We start from the raw sequence: 20,529 nt of genomic DNA on the forward strand, positions 1-20,529 counted from the left end.
TTCATTAATGCTTCTAACTGATTGCGCTTTACTTCTACAGCGCTTACAAAATTCATTCCGTGATCTATTTTCTCCGTTTGCTGCAAAACATTTTTTAATTTTTCTTTTTCCAGTTGAATCTTACTGTATTCATTTTGAAACTTTTTGTAGTTATTCACGATTTTCATTTTCGTGTCTATTTCCTGTTGAATTTGTTCTACTTGGATAATAGATTCAGTTTTGTTATGAATAGACTCCTGTTCTGTTTTTTCTTCAACATGAAGACGATAACGAATTAAAAGTTGTCGATATTGGCGAAGATATAATAATTTATTTTCTAATGAAATAGAGATATGTTCAGCTTCGCCTATATTAGGAAACCTCTCCAATATATCTTTTTGTACTCGTTTTTCTTGAGTTACCAGTTTATATTGGTATGCCAACTGCTTTAATTGAATAAGAAGAGATTGTTTTTCTTTTATGTCAGATGCCCGTTTTTCAGCTTGTAGGAGAGCTGACTCTAAGATATCTAGATTCTCAAAGGGTTGAAGTTTTTGCTCCACATTTTTCCTTTGTTCAAGAAGATATTTATTTTTTGAAGCGAGTTGTATTCGATCACTATTTAACTTCTTCAATGCTCTATCTATCAAATGGGCACCACTAACTAGACCAATTGTCTTGGCTTTTACCCCGCTGGATTCAGATAGGAGAAAAGGACCATCAAGCTGATTACCCACTTGTAAAAAAATATCTTTTTGATCCAACTCCAAAGGTCTAAATTGATGAGCATTGGCTATCTCCAAAGGCACTTCTGAACCAAAACCTTCAAAAATTTGCGGCTCTTCGCCTATTTTTTCCAATTGATAACGATTAATGGAATTTTGATTACGAATTCGTCTAATAATAGTTCCATCATCTAAATGGAGTGCTACTTCACAGAGATTAGCACCTATACGAATATATTCCGTTCCTCTAGGGGAATTGAATAAGACCCAACGAAGTGCACGTAAAATAGCACTTTTTCCACTATCGGATGGACCTACAAACACATTTAAACCCGGATGAAAATCTAGTTCTGTATGTACATGGGATTGGAAGTTTTTTATGATTAATTTTTTAAAATGTATCATTATTCTTTTCCCCTGCCATCTCTTGAGCTTCTCCAATTCTTTTCAATGCTTCCGCTTTAACAGAAGGATCCAATAGATCAATCTTAGCGATCTCTTCAATGATTTCCTCTACTTGAATCCCTTGATAGATGCCCGCTGCATTCACTTCTTGAGCAAATTGGGCCCATTTCTCCTGTCGATATAAAGACTCTTCTTGAACAGATCGATCAAAAACATCTTCTCCACGAGCAGCTGTCGTTAATTTTTGAAACTGGATTTGAATTTCTTTTCCTAATTCGATTAGAACAACTTGTGGCATACGCCTGATTTCTGCTTGCTGATTTGAAAGTCTAGCAACTGAACCTGGATTGATAATATATTTATTGTTTTTATGCTGGATAGGAAAACCTGCATGATAGTGTCCTGTCAATAATATATCTGCATCGCTTTCCATTTCCAATAAAGCGGATACCATCGTATGAGGCACTCCTTCCGGCAATGCTTTGTCTACAAGCATACCATGAACCATATGTATACAATAATCTGCTCCTATACGATTGGTAACGGCATAGTCTTCTGTTATGGTACGTTTATCCAAATCGTAATGAAATGCTTGTCCAGTTAATTGAACTTGATAAGTACCATCTGATAACACAACATGTTCTTTTGGTTTTACTAATGTCAAAACACCAAAAGCCTCTAGTAAACCAAGCATCGTACGATCTACAGTGGCAGGATTATGGCCAAAAATATCATGATTACCAGCAATGGCATATACGGGGACGGAAAATTCACGAAAAAGTTGGGCAAACTCCCGAACCACTGCAGGGGACAAGTTAGGACGGTCAAAGACATCTCCACCATGTAACACATAGTCCACTTTATTTTTTTCTGCTATCTGTATAATTTCGTTTAATTTTCGCTTCATCGACTCAAAAAAATCATCTGTACGACCACGAGGAGAAGTCCCTCGAATATGCGTATCTGTGAAATAAAGCAAACGCATTATGACCCCTCCAGATCACGTTTGTTTCTGATATGCTGCAATGCTTGACGAACCAAATGGGAGGGAAATCCTCTTCGTAAAAGATAAGAGCCCAATCGACGTTCAATGGTTTGCCAATCTTCTTGACAAAGACGAGAATAGCGCCGTTCGGCGACCTCCGTCACCAACTGGCGCTCCTCGATGATGTTCTCTTCTTGAATAGCCTTATCAATATTAGTAGAAGAAACTCCCTTGCGTTTTAATTCTTGCTTAAGACGATTAATTCCTAGTTTTTTACCCATCTGTCTTTCTTTAATCCAACTAACTGCATATTGATGATCATCCAAAAAGCCTTGCTGTTTCATTGATTCGAGAACAGATTTGATAAGTATTTCATCAAATCCTTTTTCTAGTAAATGTTTCTCTGCTTCTTTCACGGTTCTTGGACGATAACTGATATAACGAAAAAAGGCTTGGGTTACATAATGACGCTCCTGAGCCTCGCTGATTTCTGTTAGGTAGGAAGGTTCTATTTCCATCCCTTTATGTAAACCATACTTTACCAAAACATCCTCATGGACAGAGAGCACAGGCTCTCCATCCACTTGGATTTCGTAACGCTTATGTCGTTGTCCTACAATAGCTGAAATTATCACTTGAGATCAAATAGCGGTGTTTCTTCCTCCGCTTTCTCCTTTGCTTTACGGCCTCTTTTTGGCTTTTCCGCTTCTTCGACTTCTACCGTAGCGGCAGCTTCTTCTACATGAATAACTGGTAGGTCATAATGTGCACGAATTTGATTTTCAATCTTTAAGAAGGTATCCGTATTTTCTTTGAGGAATTGCTTTGCATTTTCTCTGCCTTGACCCATGCGATCACCATTGAAAGAGTACCATGCTCCACTCTTATTTACAATCTCTAATTCCGTAGCAATATCTAGTGCACTACCTTCTTTTGAAATACCCTCACCGAACATAATATCTACTTCAGCCACTTTAAATGGAGGGGCAACTTTGTTTTTAACCACTTTGATTTTAGTCCGGTTTCCAACCATATCGGTACCTTGTTTGATGGTTTCCGCACGACGTACTTCCAAACGTACACTGGAGTAGAACTTCAAAGCACGTCCTCCTGGAGTTGTTTCTGGGTTACCAAACATAACACCAACTTTTTCACGGATCTGGTTGATAAAGATCGCAATAGTTTTGGATTTGTTGATCGCACCAGATAACTTTCTCAATGCTTGGGACATCAATCGGGCCTGAAGACCTACATGAGAATCTCCCATTTCTCCTTCTATCTCCGCTTTTGGAACCAACGCTGCTACAGAGTCAATCACAATAATATCAATTGCTCCACTGCGCACCAAAGCCTCAGAAATTTCCAATGCTTGTTCCCCTGTATCTGGTTGGGATAAGAGTAGATCAGAAATATCCACACCTAATTTTTGTGCATAAACAGGGTCAAGGGCATGTTCTGCATCAATAAATGCAGCTTGACCGCCATTTCTTTGAATTTCTGCTATTGCATGCAATGCGACAGTGGTTTTACCTGACGATTCTGGTCCATATACTTCAATAATACGTCCACGAGGATATCCTCCTACTCCAAGTGCAATATCAAGAGCAAGAGCACCACTGGAGATAGTCTCTACTTGATTGGAAGCTTCTTCTCCCATTTTCATAATAGAACCTTTACCAAATTGCTTTTCGATTTGTCTCAGTGCCATTTCCAAGGCTTGTTTACGATCTGACATATGTAGAAACTCTCCCTCTTTCATAAAGTTAGAATGATTGCATTATTCTTACTTATTTTCAGTTTGTATACACGATCTTATGAGTAGTAAGAAGTTTTTCATCACTTTCATCTTCTCTATCATAACTTGTTTCTCAAAGGATAACAAGCCTTTTCCCGAACATTTATTCTGTAAAATATTTGCGTTAGAACTTGCACAAATGTGGTAATCTAAGTTCATAGGAGGGTAGTCATATGGACAAAGATCAATTGAGAAGCCAAATATTGGAGCAGTTAGAAGAAGTAAACGATCCTGAACTAGGCATCGACATCGTTAACTTAGGATTAGTTTATGATATTGATATAAGTGAATCCAATAATGTCAAAATAACCATGACTTTAACCGCAATGGGTTGCCCCTTAGCTGGAATGATAAATGGTCTAGTAGAAGACGCTGTTCGAAAAGTCGAAGGTGTAGACGAAATTGAAGTAGATATCGTTTGGGACCCACCATGGAGCAAAGACCGAATGTCTCGCTATGCAAAAATAGCTCTAGGAATTCCAGATTGAAAAAATGCACCTAGCATTCCTCAGCTAGGTGCATTTTACTTATATTCAACCTCTTGCATTCACTTCTGGTCTGCGACTCCTACCTGAATCAGAACGTGATTCGCGTGTTGCAGGTCTTGGTGAATTGGTCCTTGGTCTTGCGGGTTCCATGTTGACACGCATTCCATTGATACGGGATTGTTGAAGAGCCTCGTAAACAAACGGAGCAATCTCTTCTTGAACTTCTACAAACGAGAAACGATCATAAATATTGATTCGTCCCACTTGACGCAAACCAATACCAGCATGATCAGCAATTGCTTTAGCGAGCTCTTGTGGACGAAGATTGCTATTACGCCCGACGTTAATAAAGAAACGCACCATCCCAGGAGAAGCCCCTGTCTCCCCAAAATTATAAGAAGCATCGCTAGCTTTATTAAATCGTTCAAAGAAAGTAAGGTATAAAGATGCTGCTGCCACTTTTTCTGCTGAGAACTTGTCGGCAAGCTGCTGGGTCATATCTTCAAATAAAGAAAGATCAGCTTCAGAGCGAATAACATCTTCAATTTGTGAAATCCAACTTTGTTGTTGTTTCGCTGCTACTTCTTCTAAAGTGGGAAGCTCACGGGATACAAGTTTTGCTCCTGTTTCTTGCTCGATTAGACGCAGTTGTTTCATTTCACGAGGAGTAATTAAAGTAAGAGCCATCCCTGTGCGACCTGCACGACCAGTACGTCCAATTCGATGGACATAACTTTCTACATCTTGAGGGATATCGTAATTAATCACATGAGTTACACTCCCGACATCAATGCCTCGAGCAGCAACATCTGTAGCAACAAGAAGTTCTATTTCACCTTGGCGAAACTGCCCCATTACCCGGTCACGTTGTTGTTGTTGCAGATCACCGTGTAGCCCGCCTGCTAAATAACCTCTTACTTGAAGAGCCTCCGTTAAATCATCGACCCCTTTTTTGGTACGGCAAAAAACAATTGCTAACTCAATTTCTTCACTATCTAAGATTCTACAGAGAGCTTCCACCTTCATATTTTCCAGGACTCGGTAATAAACCTGTTGAATCATAGGTACGGTAACTTCACCCCGATTGATAGTGATATATTTAGGTTTTCTCATATATTTGTGAGATAACTGACGAATTGCTGGGGGCATGGTAGCTGAAAACAGTAGTAATTGACGTTGTCCAGGCAAAAATCTGAGTACTGTCTCGATGTCATCGATAAAACCCATATCTAGCATTTCATCTGCTTCATCTAAAACTATTACTTCTACACCATCTGTTTTTAATGTGCCTCTGCGCAAATGGTCTAGTAATCTTCCCGGTGTGCCAATCACCACATGTACACCTTGTTGTAAAGCTTTAATTTGTCTAATTATGGATTGGCCACCATATATAGGCAATGTTTTCACTCTTTTTGGACGCCCTAAACGCCGTAGTTCCTCGGAAACTTGAATAGCTAGCTCCCGAGTAGGGGTTAAAATAATACTTTGGACACGATTATCAGATGGATCAATACGCTCTAAAACTGGAATACCAAATGCGGCTGTTTTGCCTGTACCAGTTTGAGCTTGCCCAATCACATCTTCTCCGCGTATAACAGCTGGGATACACTCAGCTTGAATAGGGGAAGGCTCTTCATAACCTATATCTTGTATCCCTTTCATGATATCATTACTTAGATCAAAATCCTCAAAACGTTTCATATCGTAGTTTCACCTTTCTTTAGCCGTTCAAGTAGAAAGAACAATGCATGTTTTGCTGCAGATTTTTGAATACGTTCTCTATCTCCTGTTAACGATAACTCCAAGACAGCAGTAGGCATACCTATTTGAGCCAAACCAATATACACCAAACCAACTGGTTTACTTTCAGATGAAGCAGGACCTGCTACTCCTGTCACACTTATTGCAAAGTCAGTTTGAAACCTTTGTCTTGTCTGTTCTGCTAATTGCTCAGCAGCTTTCATACTTACTGCTCCAAATTCTTTTAGTACCTGAGTGGAAACACCTACAATATCGGTTTTAGCTTTATTTGAATAGGATACAAATCCACCTTTCACTTCTTCACTAGCACCTGGAACAGTAGTTAATAAATGAACAACGAGGCCACCTGTGCAACTTTCTGCTGTAGCGACACTTTGCTTGTTATTTCTTAAATGATGAATTACTAATTCTTCTAGAGATTCTTCGCTCTCACTATAACAGTGTTTCCCAACTCTGGACAAAATTTCGTTTCGAATTGGTTCAATCAATTGTTTTGCTAAATCTTCCGATTCTGCGTGTGAGGTGATTCGCAAAGTTACTCCAATATCCATTGCATATGTGGCAAGAATAGGATTATCAGAAGTGATAATTAAATCTTTTAACTCTTCTTCTAGAGCAGACTCTCCAATCCCCAAAAAAGACATGGGATGTGAGTAAATGACCTCTTTCGATGGTAATATACGATGCAAAAAAGGAAGTACTTGTTGTTCAAACATTGGTTTTAATTCACCGGGAGGACCAGGCAATAATATATAAATAACTCCATCTTTCGTAATGGATAAGCCTGGAGCAGTACCTTTTTCATTGGGGAATACAATTCCTGAGGAAAATACCAATGCCTGTTTGTAATTATTAGTGGGAATAGGAGTATTACGCTTTGAAAAATGTCTTTCTAAACGTTGTCGCCATTGTAGATCTTCTACTAATGTTTCTCCTAACATGTCTGCCAATGTCTCTTTTGTTAAATCATCTAATGTTGGCCCGAGACCACCACATAGGAATACCAGCTGTGATCTACTATGAGCTACCTTTATTACCTCTGCTAAACGATCAGCATGATCTCCAACAGACGTATGATAGGCAACTTCTACACCAATAGGAACGCATGCACGAGAAATAAACTGTGAATGAGTATTAAGTGTAACACCTAGCATGAGCTCGGATCCGACTGTAATTACTTCGGCTTGCATGGAGCAACTCCTCATCCGTTTTTAGTAAGAGATACGATTTTCCTATTTTTATAAAAATAGTCAAGTCCTGACAAAATGGTGATAATGACAGCTAACCATGTAGCAATGATGGAAAAGGGGAAAGCAAAGTTAGAAAACGGAAAATTATTCAACATAAGCGATACAATTGCCACAATTTGTACAATGGTTTTAATTTTACCAAGTGTACTCGCTGCAATAATATGGCCTTCCGCAACTGCAATCAATCGAAGACCTGTAACCGCAAATTCACGGCTTATGATTACAATAGCAATCCACGCCGGGAGCCGCTGCATGTCTACAAGTGAGATAAGCGCAGCGGTTATCAATAGCTTGTCAGCAAGTGGGTCTAAGAACTTGCCCAAATTGGTAATGGTTTTATTTTTTCTTGCTATGTAGCCATCTAATCCGTCTGTAACAGCAGCGATAATAAAAACAAAAGTTGCGATCAGCTCACTAACCCGAAGTGTAACCACGCCAAGTCGCACGACGCCAAAATCAAAGCGAATTAGCAAAAAAATCATCACGACAGGCACAAGAAAAATACGTACTAATGTTATTTTATTGGCCAAGTTCACCAACAACTACCTCCCTGATTTACTTCTCTTGGCTGGGAAGGGAGATGAAAAATAAGCCGTTATCCCAATGCCATGGGCTTTTTGTTGTACGGATATCGCACACATGTTTATTTATGAAACTTTCTCGGTCTTCATCACTATTATCCACTATTTCCATTCAAAATTGAATATCAAAAAAGGAAGAAAGCAATCCTTTCGTAAGTATAAACTACAGCAGAGAGTGATGTCAAAAATGTAACAGGATAGAATTTAATTAGATACAATTTTAAATTCATAGGTAGTTCCCGTTTTTTGAGAAACTGTATCAATTACAACATCATTCACTCTCATTATTACTTTGCTCGGGTCATCAATGTGAATAAAAACCCACTTTTTGCCGTTTAAATCAAAAGATTCACTCTTTGACAATTCTTTATCGGCAATGATTTTCCCTTTGATATTATCTTCACGAATTCGAAAATTGACATCTTCAAGTGATTGTATTTGCACATGTATATAATCCGCTTGTGAAATAAACCATGTCTGTTCGATGGATGAATCAGAGGATGCTTTCTGTAATGTAAAAATCGGCCTTTCTTTGTTAAATGAGACAGGAGTTGTTTGATTTTGTAATGGTTGCTTCATCGAATTTGTACTTCCTGATTTCTCACTTGGTATGAAGAGCCATGCGACAAGTGCTGAACTTAAACAAGCACCACATATTAATAAATAATATCGATAAGTATACCAAACAGGCTTCTCTTTTGATCGAGCAGATCTACTTCCCCTTCTTCTGGGAGTGAAAGTTTGTTCTGGACGCCTAAAATGACGATAAGAATCAATAATAGGATCCACATCAACTTCTAAAAAATCAGCGTAAGTAGTAATATATCTTTCTGCCAATTGCCTTTTTTGAGGCAAATGAGAAAAATCCCCTTCCTCGATTGCTTGCAAATACAACTTAGGTATAGAAAGATGATCTGAAATCTCCTCCAGATCGAGAAAAGACGTTTCACGCACTTCTTTAAGTTGACTCAATAGTCTCTCCCCTATCAGTATATAAAAAAGAACAGCCCAAGAGAGGGCCATTGCTCTTATTTTTTTACAATGTGTATGATTTTTGATGAAGTAACGGGAGTACCGTTAATTGTTACTTTTACATTATCTGGTGAACCTAATACAATATAAAGATCAGGTTTATCTTTGAATGTATGGTTATATTCAAAAGTAGCATCTTTACTTGTTAAGGTAACATCTTTTAAATATTTATTAGGATCAGTGGTAGGATTTTGCTGAGTCCGAAGCTGTACCCAAGATGTTCCAGATGGATCAAGAACAACTTTTGCAGTATCTGTACCTGTCAGCGTGTAAAGTCCTGCAGATTCCTTTTTCAAGTTCCCCAGAGATGTACTAGCAGCAGTCTCTTTGGTAGAAGGACCAGCTGTTTGCTGTTTCTGTTCTGTTTTTGTTTCTTCAGTGGTAGTATTTTTTTCTTGAACAACTTTTTTGTCGTCCTCACTATTTCCTGATAATAAATACCAACCGATACCCACAAGAAGTAGAGCAGCAGCAATACTAGCGATGATAACTCTACTACTAAAGAACCCATTTGAGTTTTGAACCGGACGATTTCGAATAGAACTTCTGCGAAGTGTTTTTACTTCTGTTGTATCTTGGGAGATAGAAGATCCTGTCTTGAAATCCCCTGTATCTCTTGATGCAAAACGAGATTCTTTGAAACCGCCAACTGACCGATTATTACTAATATTTTCCTCTTCTACTGCCGCTTTCTCCTGTAACTCTGTATTTCCATTTGAAAACTTATTATTAACAGTAGGTAAAGTGTTAGAATTACGAAAGCGTGAAGACCGAGAAAGTATTGTACTTTCTTGGAAAGAATTTGTCTTTTGTTCTGTTTTAAGTGGTTTTGTATGTTCATTTACGACCTGTTCTGGTTGAGTTGGTCTTTTATTTGCTTGTGTACGAGATAAAGTAGAAGATTCAGGTGTTTTATTCAATCTTGATGGTACAAATTGTGCAGTACTACTCGCCGTAGATTGAGGTGATGTAACCTGTTTTTTCAAGCGAGAAGATTGTTGTTTCTGAATCAATGTCGTCTGTTCTACAGCGGTACTTCCTTCTTTATTAGACGGGTTTACCATAGAGTTTTCATTTGTTACAAAACGTTTTTCTTTTACTGTAGGTGTTCCACCACGAGTAGTAAGTGCTTGTGATGGTAATAAAGATGGAAACTTTTGTTCCTTTTTAGGCTTATTGCTCGAGAGAACCTGAGGTTTTGCTGTCTTCTCTAATTCTTCTCGCCTCTGCATCATAGGAAGCTTAGCAGTGTTCGATATTGGATTTGCAATGGTTAGAGCTGTTTTTGCGCTTGTTCGATTAATAGCAGCCGAAGATTTCGTATTTGGTGATATTTTCGGCATTGCACCAGTTAACCCAAACTTATGCATACCAGTTTGACCCAATTTGTTTAACTGCTCTGTCAATTGAGAAGCGTCAAATTGACCTGTTTGGTATCGTTCTGCTTGCTCCTTTTTCCGATATTCACGCAAAATGTAATGAGGTTCCACTTTTACACAATTTGCATAAGATCGAAGATAGGTTCTCACATAAAATGGACTTGGTAATTTATCGAAATCTCCCTTTTCAATTGCTTCTAAAAACGATTTTTGTATTCTCGTTTTTTCTTGTACTTCGTCGAGGGACAGTCCTACCGACTCTCGGGCTTGTCGAAGAAAATTACCAATTTCGACAGACACCCCAGCCACCTCCTGATAGGTTGTGCATCAATCATCAACAATTGCACAACCGACATAAAATTGTCATAAATTTTATCCAAGCATACCATTGGATTCTGAAGCTGTCAAAGGCTTTACCTTGTCAGATATTTCTGCAACCTCTGTGCTTGTTGAGCGGAGATAAACAACAATACCTGCCGCAACCAATAATAACAGAAAACCAGTGATTAGTAATCCATTATAAAACTTAGCAAATCCTGAATCTTTTTTCTTTTTGGCTTTCTTTTTAGACTTATTTGTCTGTGATTGGTTTTTCACAGCACGTGACATAGTTACCATCTTTTCCGAAGAACGTCCAAATTCCTGCTTTTTACTTCGAGAAAGGACCGAGGTTTCATCGGAACGCTGTAGCACTTGTTCTCTTTGAATCCTTGCAGTACGTGACAAGTGCTCAGCTGCTACCTGTTTACTTTCTTGATAAATCTTAATAACCTTGCGAGGGTCCAAATTTATATAGATGGAATATGTACGAAGATAGGACCGAATATATACTGGGCCAGGTAGAGCTTCAAAATCTCCACGTTCAATCGCCTCTAAATATTTTATTTCTATCCTAGTCGCTTCTGACAATTCTTCAATGGAAATACCTAACTGTTCACGTGTTGATCGCAAATGGTATCCCAATTCTTTCAACTTTTGATCCTCCCTCTATTGGAAAAGCATGTAAACCATACCCAAAATGAGGATAATAGCTACAATCAACCAGAGAGAAGAAATTTTCTTTTTTTTAGCTGGTGACCGCTTAGGTAATTCAACTGCTTCTATCTTTGGCTTTATTGGCGTGGAAGACTGTTTTGCCATTTGCGATGATTCATACAACTGCAAAAGAGAACTTATATTAAGGTTTAAATACTTTGCATACGTTTTAAGAAAGACGCGTGCGTAAAAAGGACTAGGAAGTAAATCATACTCTTCCTTTTCCAAAGCTTGCAAGTATTTCTTCTCAATATTCGTGAGTTCAGTCATATCTTCAAGCGTATAACTTTTTTTCTCACGCGCTTGTTTCAAGTACTTCCCCACGCCAGCCAAGTGCATTATCCCCCTTAAAAATCTTGTTCCAAGTCTTCAAGTGTGATAGTTTCAGACGAATCTTGCTTTAATTCAATAATGTAATCAAAATCATCTAAGGAGTATTCGGTTTGTTGGACAAATACATCTGGATGTTCAATTACTTTAGTTGCGTTTAAACTCATTATTTCTCTGAGTAGCATTCGGTGCTCTTCATCGCCTCTTCTAGTCGACATAACACCATCGATGATGAAAACCCTTTCTTCGGAGAATTCATCTCTCGTAAGTTGGCTACGCATTGTTTGTTTCAACAAAGTGGATGACAAAAAAATCCATCTCTTATTTGCACAAACACTGGAAGCAACAATCGATTCTGTTTTCCCAATTCGAGGCATGCCTCGAATGCCAATTAGCTGATGACCTTTACGTTGAAATAGCTCTGCCATAAAATCAACCAATATACCTAATTCTTCTCTTGTAAAAAAATAGGTACGCATATCTTCAGATGACCGTTCTAAATATCTTCCATGTCGAATCGCAATACGATCCACTAATTTAGGAGGTCGAAGTGCTGTTAGCGTAATGTCTTCCACTTGCAACAATATATGACGAAGCGATTCAATCTTATCGTGGTTACTCGTTTGTAAGAGTAAACCACGTCGCCGATCTTCAACACCATTGATCGTGATAATATTGATAGCAAGCATCCCTAATATAGAGGCAACATCACCTAATAACCCTGGTCTGTTTTTATGTATTTGGTACTCCATGTACCATTCTTGACTTGCCATGATACCACCTCTCAAAGGAATGACAGGCTTCATGAGCTATACGCATTAGTATAGCACATGTTCTTTTCTCTCGGAAGAGAATACACCTATAAAACTCTAGTATGAATGAATAAAAACAAATGTGAAGCTATAAAATCCCCGTGGTTTCGCAAGTCGAAGCCTTTATGATAAAATTGTGTAGAGTTTAGGAGTCAAAATAAAAACGTCTGGAACTCTTCATCAGAGAACCAGACGTTTTACTTATGTGCGGTCGACTAATTTCACCATAAGATCAGCCATAACACGCTGCTGATTTTCATCCGCAACATCCCACAATTCCTTTAACAAACGCTCTTGTTCGTTTTTAGGATCTACGTCTTTTGATAGGTAGTCTCCGATTTCATAAGCAAGATCATGTATAGTTGATTTGTCCATTCCAAGACTAGATGCTTGTTCCACACGATCTTGTAAAAATTTTTTCCATTCATCAAAGTTGTGTAGTACAGACATGATAGATTTCCCTCCTAAAGTGAATAACATTCTAAAGATAATATCACCACTTCTTAGAGGAATTATGCGTCGGTCCTATAGGAAAGTATGTCTTTTCGCTAAGATGTGACAAGAATTACCAGACACTGGCTCCAAGAACTCATCTATCCCCACTGACCTAAGGAACCTCTACATTTTCTATTATTGAAACTTCCTTTCGTTAGTACAAACCACCATTTTGATGTATCACTTGTCCAGTTATATAGGATGTTTCTTGTTGACACAAAAATACAACTGTTGATGCAATCTCATGTGGATTCCCTAATCTACCCACGGGAATTTCTTCTTCCAAATCTTGAATTTCTTCTTTTGTAAGTTGTTGTCTTAAAAGTTTCGTATCCACTGCTCCAGGTGCAACTGCATTCACTGTGATTCCTGATAAAGCAACTTCTTTTGCTAAAGCTTTCGTCATTCCATGAAGAGCGGATTTTGCTGTTGAGTATAAAACTTCTGTTGCTCCGCCAACTGATCCCCAGATTGAAGAGACGAATATAATTCTTCCCCATCTTTCTTGCAATTGATGTGGCAAAGTAGTTCTTGCAAGAAGAAAAGCTCCTTTTACATGTACATCCATCAAACGATGATATTGTTCTGTACTCGAATCTTGGAAGAGGCTTACTTCTGTATGTCCCGCTGCATGTACTAATATTGTTGGTTTTCCCAATGAAAAATAAATAGATTTGTATACCTTTTTCACATCTTCTTCTTTGGTAACATCAAGCTTAAAAGCATAAGCATCCACACCATTATCACGACACTGTTGTACTACTTCCATTGCTTTTGCTTGGTTCCGATTATAACAAACACCCACATCTACCCCTGCACTAGCTAATTGAGTAGCAATAGCAGCTCCTATCCCTCCACTAGCACCTGTAATCCATGCGATCTTTTTATCTACTGACATCTATTTTGGCAGTACCAGGGAAACCGCAAATTGTTCAGGTTGAAAATGGTTTCTCAATCTTTCATTCACATCATCCAAAGTCAGTTTTTCTAATGTAGGAATAATATCAAATAAATCAGCATCCTGAAAGCGATAACTCGTAAACTGATTGGCAATCCATTCCAATGAATTTAAAGAGCGAAGACTTGCACCAATCCGTTTCTTTTGAATCCGATTGAATTCTTCTTGTGTTATACCAGTAGAGAGACGACGAGGAACCTCCTCTTGAATACGTTTAATTAACTCTTCAGGCTGATGTGTGTCTCCACCAAACATCGTAAAACCATATCCTTGCTCCAGTGAGTAATCAAAACCAAAAGTATCATCTATAATGCCATCATCATATAGAGATTGATAAAAATCGGAAGAAGTACTAAACATAGCGTCTAAACAAATTTGAGTTGCTAGCTCTTGCTTTAAACGATCTGTACCAGTACGATTTACTTCTGTATTTTTCTCCTTATAACCCATTAAACATTTTGGAGTCTGTACACTCAATTTCATGATTTTTTTAGCTTCGGAAACTGCATTGGATTCTCCTGGATAAAATCTATCAATTTTCGCTGGTGGATCGAACTTTTTAGCTGCCTGATTCTCACGAATCAATTGAATCGTTTTTTCAGCTTCAATACCACCCACTACAAACAACAACATATTACTTGGATGGTAAAAAGTATGGTAACAGTCATATAGTGTTTCTTTCGTAATCTTACTGATAGACTCAACCGTTCCTGCTATATCAATTTTAACTGGATGATTTTGATAAAACGCTTCGATCAATCCAAAATAAGATCGCCAATCTGGATTGTCATCATACATCTTAATTTCTTGGCCGATGATTCCTTTTTCTTTTTCTACATTTTGATCCGTAAAATAAGGTTCCTGAACAAAATCTAGGAGTGTTAACAAGTTTTCCATTGTGTGGTCTGTACAAGAAAACAAGTAAGCCGTACGAGTAAAACTCGTAAAAGCATTTGCTGCAGCTCCTTGTCTTGCAAACTGCTGGAATACATCTTCTCCAGATTCTTGTTCAAACATCTTATGCTCAAGAAAATGGGCAATCCCATCTGGTACTTGATGTTTCTCTTGCCCTTCTCTTTGAAAGGTATTGTCAATAGACCCATATTTGGTAGTAAAAGTTGCATATGTCTTTTGGAAACCAGGTTTAGGTAATAAGTATACCTGTAGACCATTTGGCAGTTGCTCATAATACAATGTTTCTTTCAGTTGAGGATGATCTAACTTTTTCACTGTTTTTCCCTCTCTTTTCCACGCAAAGAATATATCGTATCCAATTCAACCTGTTCTGCTACTTTTTTGATATCTTCTTTGGTTATCGCATCAATTTTTTGCAGCAGTTCTTCTAATGTACGAGATTTCCCACTTAAGACAGATTGAAAATGAAAACCGATTAATTCAAAGGCTCTATCTTGTCCCTCTCGTAATTGGTTGGAAAGTGTTGCTTTGGTTTGTTCTAATTCTCTATCCGTAATTTCGCCATTTTTCATAACTGTTAATTGTTCTTTTATGATTTCAATCGCACGTTCTAGATTCTTTTCTTCAATACCGCTTTGAATGAACAAAAGCCCTTTGTGGCTTTCAATAGACGAAGAACAATAGTATGCTAAACTTTCTTTTTCTCGGACATTCATAAATAATTTAGAATGAGCAAAACCACCAAGAATACCATTGTACATGAGTAGAGCAGGGTAAGCTTCATCACGAATAGATATTTGCGTACGACAACCCATGTTTAGTTTACCTTGATTGACATCTAATCGATCAACTGCCATTTTTACTTTGTCAACATGATGAGAAACGGTTGCAAATGGAACTTCTGCTCTTGTAGCTTTTTGCATCTTATCATCGAAGTATTTTGCAAATAATGTTTTTACTTCTTCACTATCTACATCCCCTACACAATAAAGATCGATAGGAGAGCGATCAAGTATTTCATGGTAATGATCGTAAAGTGATTTTGCATCAATTGCCGCAATATCTTCTGCATTTCCATATGTATAGAGAGAATAAGGTTCCCCTTCGCACATCGTTTGTACACATCGTTCAGCAGCATAACGAATTTTATCATCTTGTAAACTATCTATTCTTTGTTTTAAATTTTTCTTCTCTGCTTCCACAAAAGCAGGATGAAATTGATTATTTTCCGCAAAAGGATCTAATATAATCTCACAAAATAAGCGGATTCCTTCTTCCAATAAAGATGGTGCATCTTGTAAATATGTCTCATTGGCTAAATCCATTCCGAACTGAATTACTTGTCGTTCTCCCCGTTTAAATACATCTCCAAATGAACCAGCACCATATAATTCATTGAATTTTTGTCGTAGGGCGACAGTAGTAGGATAAGAACGAGTTCCCCTGCTTAAAACATTTGGCAATAAGGCATTTTTTGTTACCGAATCGGATTGCAGTGAATTAGTAATAAATGCAGAAAATGTAGTCGTCTTGAATTTATCACTTGGACAAATATGAAGTCGAATATTTCCTAATGATACAGTTTGAAAAGTTGCAAAACTCATGCATACACCTCTTTCATATGTTTCACCTAATTTACATCTCTTAAAAACCTTAGTAATGATCACTCCACTAGGGTTTTATCGATTATAAAGAAGTGGGTACCTTTATTTTACCGCTTATAATCTGTTGTTTGTAGTCCTCTAATTCTTAATGACACTCTGATCGTCAATTTTTTTCGTCAACTCTCGGATCGAAAATTCCATTCTCTTTAAAAGTAATAGCTACGACATTTTTCGTTATTTTTCCTCCTGAATTGCTATCCACTATCCCAAATTTTTGATTTGGAAATTGATTCGCCTTATCATTAAGTGCTCTATCTAGTTAAAATCTGCCCAAGTATTACTTTGGTGATTCCTCTTATTTCTACTGCTTATATTACTCTCCTTCCTACAGAAAGACATATATTCCTAGTCTGTGTAGGAAAAAATTTTTCAACCATTTTTTCTTATTTTCGTAAAAAAAGACACCGTTTGATGGTGTCTTTTTGATTTCTAATTAATTTGTTCTGTCTTGGAATTAGCGTTACCATTTTGTTGTTGTTTCCATTCTTCTAGAGAAAGACGAACTTCTCGAGGTTTACTACCTTCATATGGTCCAACAATTCCATTTTGCTCCATCGTATCTATTAATCTAGCTGCTCGGGAATAACCAACTCTCAACCTTCTTTGCAGTAAGGAAACAGAAGCAGTTTTCGCTTCTACAACTAGTTGTACAGCTTCTAAATATAGGTCGTCTTGAGGATCATCTATTTGCTGTCCTTCTGTCGAAGTAGGAATCATTTCTTGTACATATTTTGCTTCTTGTTGACCTTTCACAAAAGAAACAACTTGCTCCACTTCCTCATCGGATAAATACGTACCTTGCAGTCGAACTGGTTTAGGAGCTCCTACTGGTAAGTAGAGCATATCTCCTCTTCCTAGTAGTTTTTCTGCTCCACCCATATCTAGGATTGTTCGAGAATCTGTCTGAGCAGAAACAGCAAATGCAATACGAGAAGGGATATTCGCTTTGATCACACCAGTAATAACATCAACTGATGGCCTTTGCGTTGCAATAATCAAATGAATACCTGCGGCTCTGGCCATTTGTGCGAGACGACAAATCGCATCTTCTACATCACCGGGTGCCACCATCATAAGATCAGCTAACTCATCTACTATCACAACAATATATGGTAACTTTGGCTGTCCATTCTTTTCTTGTGCTACTAAAGTATTATACCTTTCAATATCCCTAGCTCCAATATTTGCAAACATTTCATATCGTTTTTCCATTTCTTTGACTACTTTTTTAAGAGCAATAGCTGCTCGACGTGGATCAGTGACAACTGGAGCAAGAAGATGTGGAATACCATTGTAAATGTTAAGTTCTACCATTTTAGGATCAATCATCATCAGTTTTACTTCATCTGGTTTTGCCTTATAGAGCAAACTCACAATAATACCATTGATACACACACTTTTTCCTGAACCTGTTGCCCCCGCAACTAATAAGTGCGGCATTTTCGATAGAACCGCAACATTGGGGTCTCCTGAAATATCTCTACCAAGAGAAATCGTCAATTTTGAATCAGATTTTTGATATTCATCACTTTCGATGATGTCACGCAGACCAACCATCGCAACTTCTGTATTTGGCACTTCAATACCAATTGCTGATTTTCCTGGTATTGGAGCTTCGATCCGAATATCTTTTGCAGCTAGGACTAAAGCCAAATCATCGGCTAGATTTACAATTCTACTTACTTTTACTCCTACTTGCGGTTGTATTTCATATCGGGTCACAGCTGGTCCACGATGAATATGGATGACTCTTGCAGAAACACCGAAACTCTCTAATGTATGTACCAATTTTTCCGCATTTTTATTAAGATCGTGCTTGTCCGCTATCGGTGTTTTTTTCTGCTGTGCCAAGATGTTTATCGGAGGCAGCTGATAATGTTCATTGGAAGATTCCATCTGAAAAGGAACTTCTACATGTTCCTCTTCTTTTACTGGCTTTAGTGACTCCTGTTTAGTTCCCATTTTTAACGTTAATTGTTCCCTCGGTTCTTCAACTGGTGCTTTATTTAGAGCAGACTCTTCAAAATCAAAGATTGTCGGCTTTATCTCTTCTTTCTCTTCGATGATTGGATCTTTTGTCACGCTTCCGATAGATGTTACTTTGCGCCGTCTTTTATTTTTTACATTTTGTTCTTTCTTATAATAAGAAGCGAAAAACGTAGCCAATTTTGTTTTCCAAGCAGCTTTTTTGCCATCCCAAAACTTACTTATATGATGGAAAAATTTCACATAGGAAAAACCCGTCACAAGTAAAAAACCACACAAAAATAATGCACAGAGTGCCACAACGGTTCCAATACTTTCAAATAAAAAATAAAAAAGAGCAAAGATCACTCCGCCAATCATCCCACCACCTACATCCGTCGGCAGGCGTGATTCCCGTTCTGCTAAGAGCAGATTCCAAGTCTTATCGATAATGGACCCATGAAACCCCTGGGCAATCAGCAATTGAAACGTAAAATAGTGGGAGAAAGCTAAAAGCGAAAGGAGAACTATAACAATACCAGTCATACGTGGTGACCAATCATTTGGCCATCTGCGTTTCAACATCACATAAAAACCTAAACCCACTCCAATCAAAGGAATGAGAAAATCATAGGACCCTACAAAAAAGCGTGCCAGGTACGTTAAATTCCTACCGATCGCTCCCAAACTTGCCATAGCAATAATCGATAATGCCAGAATCGTTATACCATATATTTCAAATAATAATTCTCGCTTGAATTTTTCTGTACGCGGCGTACTTATTGGTTTCGTTGCTTTTTTCGCCATTTCATCCAACTCCCTGTAACCTTTCACCAGCATTATAACATGGATCACCGTGTCAAGTGAGTTTTTTTGGGAATTTATTGGTTAGATATGGAAGTGGATTTAAGCTCTTCCATCTGCAATTTAAAAAAAGCAAAACCTTATATAAAAATATGAAATTATATATTGACAGCGCTTTCATCATTTTGTTTTAATAACTATAAGTTAATCAAAAATAAAAGAATTGCACGGAGAATGGAGACCGCAATTTTTCTGTTTAAACGCAGAAATTTGTAGGTCTTTTTCTTTATGCGACGGAAGGGGAACTCAAATGCAAATGAAAGCTTACCGAATTATTTTTTCCTTTCTTGCCAGCGCCTGTCTCATGTTAATTAGTAACACAGCATTTGCAGAAACCAATTCCTCCACAGCATTTCTATCGGAGGAAGGACCTGCGCCAATTGGAGCAAATAATCCCAGTTGTCATCCAGATGAGAAACACCCTTATCCAGTTATATTAGTCCCGGGAACATTTGAAACCATGCAGGCAAATTGGGCTGCACTTGCTCCTTGGTTAGCAGCGAGGGGATATTGTGTATACACGCTGAATTATGGCCTCGGAAACCTTGGTCCTTCTACTGGACCTATCGAAAAGTCCGCTGACGAGTTAAAAATCTTTGTAGACAATGTACTGAAACTGACAGGATCGAAAAAAGTTTCTCTTGTTGGTCATAGCCAAGGAGGAATGATGGCCCGTTACTATATCAAATTTCTTGGCGGACAAGATAAAGTAGATGATCTGATCGGGCTGGTTCCTAGCAATCATGGTACTAATGGGATTGCCAATTTACAATTGCTTACTTCTACCGTAGCTGATCTTACAAACTGCGATGCTTGCAAGCAACAACTGATAGGGTCAGATTTTCTTCAAAAACTAAATCAAGGGGACGAAACTCCTGGCACTGTGTCTTATACATCAATTGGCACACGTACCGATGAAGTAGTTGTCCCTTATACTTCAGCCTTTTTAACTGGGCCTTCTGAACGAGTAGTCAACATCACCTTACAAAATTACTATCCTTTGGATTTGATTGAACATCAATTCATTCCATTTGATCTGAATACCTTCAACTTTATCCTTGATGCATTGAGTCATGATGGCCCAGCAAACCCTGAACGCGCCGTGAAATAA

Annotated in this window: 18 protein-coding genes and 1 pseudogene; 2 read left to right on the forward strand and 17 right to left on the reverse strand. The window is 38.0% G+C overall.

What is annotated here, in order from left to right; genetic code table 11:
* Positions 1 to 101 precede the first annotated feature (101 nt).
* The 4 genes and pseudogenes from MK805_RS16025 to recA all read right to left on the reverse strand — a co-directional run.
* A pseudogene (locus tag MK805_RS16025) lies at positions 102 to 1,109 on the reverse strand (AAA family ATPase); the annotation flags it as partial.
* Positions 1,096 to 2,094: a metallophosphoesterase family protein gene (locus tag MK805_RS16030; protein ID WP_240876928.1), complete on the reverse strand. Its 999-nt coding sequence runs from the start codon at positions 2,092 to 2,094 to the stop codon at positions 1,096 to 1,098. The gene MK805_RS16030 and the pseudogene MK805_RS16025, both read right to left, overlap by 14 nt.
* Positions 2,094 to 2,729, reverse strand: a complete 636-nt coding sequence (locus MK805_RS16035; RefSeq protein ID WP_240876929.1) for a regulatory protein RecX — start codon at positions 2,727 to 2,729, stop codon at positions 2,094 to 2,096. Before MK805_RS16035 ends, MK805_RS16030 begins: the two co-directional genes overlap by 1 nt.
* Positions 2,726 to 3,829 carry a recombinase RecA gene (gene recA / locus MK805_RS16040; protein ID WP_240876930.1) on the reverse strand — a complete coding sequence of 368 codons (1,104 nt, stop codon included), beginning with the start codon at positions 3,827 to 3,829 and terminating at the stop codon, positions 2,726 to 2,728. Before recA ends, MK805_RS16035 begins: the two co-directional genes overlap by 4 nt.
* 233 nt (positions 3,830 to 4,062) lie before the next feature.
* On the opposite strand from recA, the gene MK805_RS16045 reads away from it, so the two are divergent.
* Positions 4,063 to 4,377, forward strand: a complete 315-nt coding sequence (locus tag MK805_RS16045; protein ID WP_240876931.1) for a metal-sulfur cluster assembly factor — start codon at positions 4,063 to 4,065, stop codon at positions 4,375 to 4,377.
* 45 nt (positions 4,378 to 4,422) lie between these two features.
* Here MK805_RS16045 and MK805_RS16050 read toward each other — a convergent pair whose 3' ends face one another.
* The 13 genes from MK805_RS16050 to MK805_RS16110 form a co-directional block, all read right to left on the reverse strand.
* Positions 4,423 to 6,078 carry a DEAD/DEAH box helicase gene (locus MK805_RS16050; protein WP_240876932.1) on the reverse strand — a complete coding sequence of 552 codons (1,656 nt, stop codon included), beginning with the start codon at positions 6,076 to 6,078 and terminating at the stop codon, positions 4,423 to 4,425.
* The gene (locus tag MK805_RS16055; protein ID WP_240876933.1) at positions 6,075 to 7,328 is read right to left on the reverse strand and encodes a competence/damage-inducible protein A; all 1,254 of its coding nucleotides are present in this window, start codon (positions 7,326 to 7,328) and stop codon (positions 6,075 to 6,077) included. Before MK805_RS16055 ends, MK805_RS16050 begins: the two co-directional genes overlap by 4 nt.
* A gap of 11 nt (positions 7,329 to 7,339) precedes the next feature.
* Entirely contained in the window at positions 7,340 to 7,924 is a 585-nt protein-coding gene (gene pgsA / locus MK805_RS16060; RefSeq protein ID WP_240876934.1) for a CDP-diacylglycerol--glycerol-3-phosphate 3-phosphatidyltransferase, read from the reverse strand.
* Between the two features lie 249 nt (positions 7,925 to 8,173).
* Positions 8,174 to 8,941, reverse strand: a complete 768-nt coding sequence (locus tag MK805_RS16065) for a helix-turn-helix domain-containing protein (protein ID WP_240876935.1) — start codon at positions 8,939 to 8,941, stop codon at positions 8,174 to 8,176.
* Positions 8,942 to 8,997: 56 nt separating this feature from the next.
* Entirely contained in the window at positions 8,998 to 10,680 is a 1,683-nt protein-coding gene (locus MK805_RS16070) for a helix-turn-helix domain-containing protein (protein ID WP_240876936.1), read from the reverse strand.
* Between the two features lie 72 nt (positions 10,681 to 10,752).
* Positions 10,753 to 11,352 carry a helix-turn-helix domain-containing protein gene (locus MK805_RS16075; RefSeq protein WP_240876937.1) on the reverse strand — a complete coding sequence of 200 codons (600 nt, stop codon included), beginning with the start codon at positions 11,350 to 11,352 and terminating at the stop codon, positions 10,753 to 10,755.
* 15 nt (positions 11,353 to 11,367) lie between these two features.
* On the reverse strand, positions 11,368 to 11,739 hold the full coding sequence (locus MK805_RS16080; RefSeq protein WP_240876974.1) for a helix-turn-helix domain-containing protein: 372 nt from the start codon (positions 11,737 to 11,739) through the stop codon (positions 11,368 to 11,370).
* Between the two features lie 23 nt (positions 11,740 to 11,762).
* Positions 11,763 to 12,518 (reverse strand): DUF3388 domain-containing protein, encoded by a 756-nt coding sequence (locus MK805_RS16085; protein WP_240876975.1) that lies wholly within the window; start codon positions 12,516 to 12,518, stop codon positions 11,763 to 11,765.
* Positions 12,519 to 12,758: 240 nt separating this feature from the next.
* Positions 12,759 to 13,007 carry a DUF3243 domain-containing protein gene (locus MK805_RS16090; protein ID WP_240876938.1) on the reverse strand — a complete coding sequence of 83 codons (249 nt, stop codon included), beginning with the start codon at positions 13,005 to 13,007 and terminating at the stop codon, positions 12,759 to 12,761.
* Positions 13,008 to 13,206: 199 nt separating this feature from the next.
* Positions 13,207 to 13,950, reverse strand: coding sequence for an elongation factor P 5-aminopentanone reductase (gene ymfI / locus MK805_RS16095; protein ID WP_240876939.1), 744 nt, complete (start codon positions 13,948 to 13,950; stop codon positions 13,207 to 13,209).
* Positions 13,951 to 15,240, reverse strand: a complete 1,290-nt coding sequence (yfmH, locus tag MK805_RS16100) for an EF-P 5-aminopentanol modification-associated protein YfmH (protein ID WP_240876940.1) — start codon at positions 15,238 to 15,240, stop codon at positions 13,951 to 13,953.
* Positions 15,237 to 16,529: an EF-P 5-aminopentanol modification-associated protein YfmF gene (gene yfmF / locus MK805_RS16105; RefSeq protein WP_240876941.1), complete on the reverse strand. Its 1,293-nt coding sequence runs from the start codon at positions 16,527 to 16,529 to the stop codon at positions 15,237 to 15,239. Before yfmF ends, yfmH begins: the two co-directional genes overlap by 4 nt.
* A gap of 489 nt (positions 16,530 to 17,018) precedes the next feature.
* The gene (locus MK805_RS16110; RefSeq protein WP_240876942.1) at positions 17,019 to 19,361 is read right to left on the reverse strand and encodes an FtsK/SpoIIIE family DNA translocase; all 2,343 of its coding nucleotides are present in this window, start codon (positions 19,359 to 19,361) and stop codon (positions 17,019 to 17,021) included.
* 307 nt (positions 19,362 to 19,668) lie between these two features.
* Here MK805_RS16110 and MK805_RS16115 point away from each other — a divergent pair, with 307 nt between their 5' ends.
* A complete protein-coding gene (locus tag MK805_RS16115; RefSeq protein ID WP_240876943.1) occupies positions 19,669 to 20,529 on the forward strand; it encodes an esterase/lipase family protein in 861 nt (286 codons plus the stop codon).

Origin of the sequence: Shimazuella soli, from assembly GCF_022511585.1 — a bacterium.
Classification (GTDB): Bacteria; Bacillota; Bacilli; order Thermoactinomycetales; family Thermoactinomycetaceae; genus Shimazuella; species Shimazuella soli.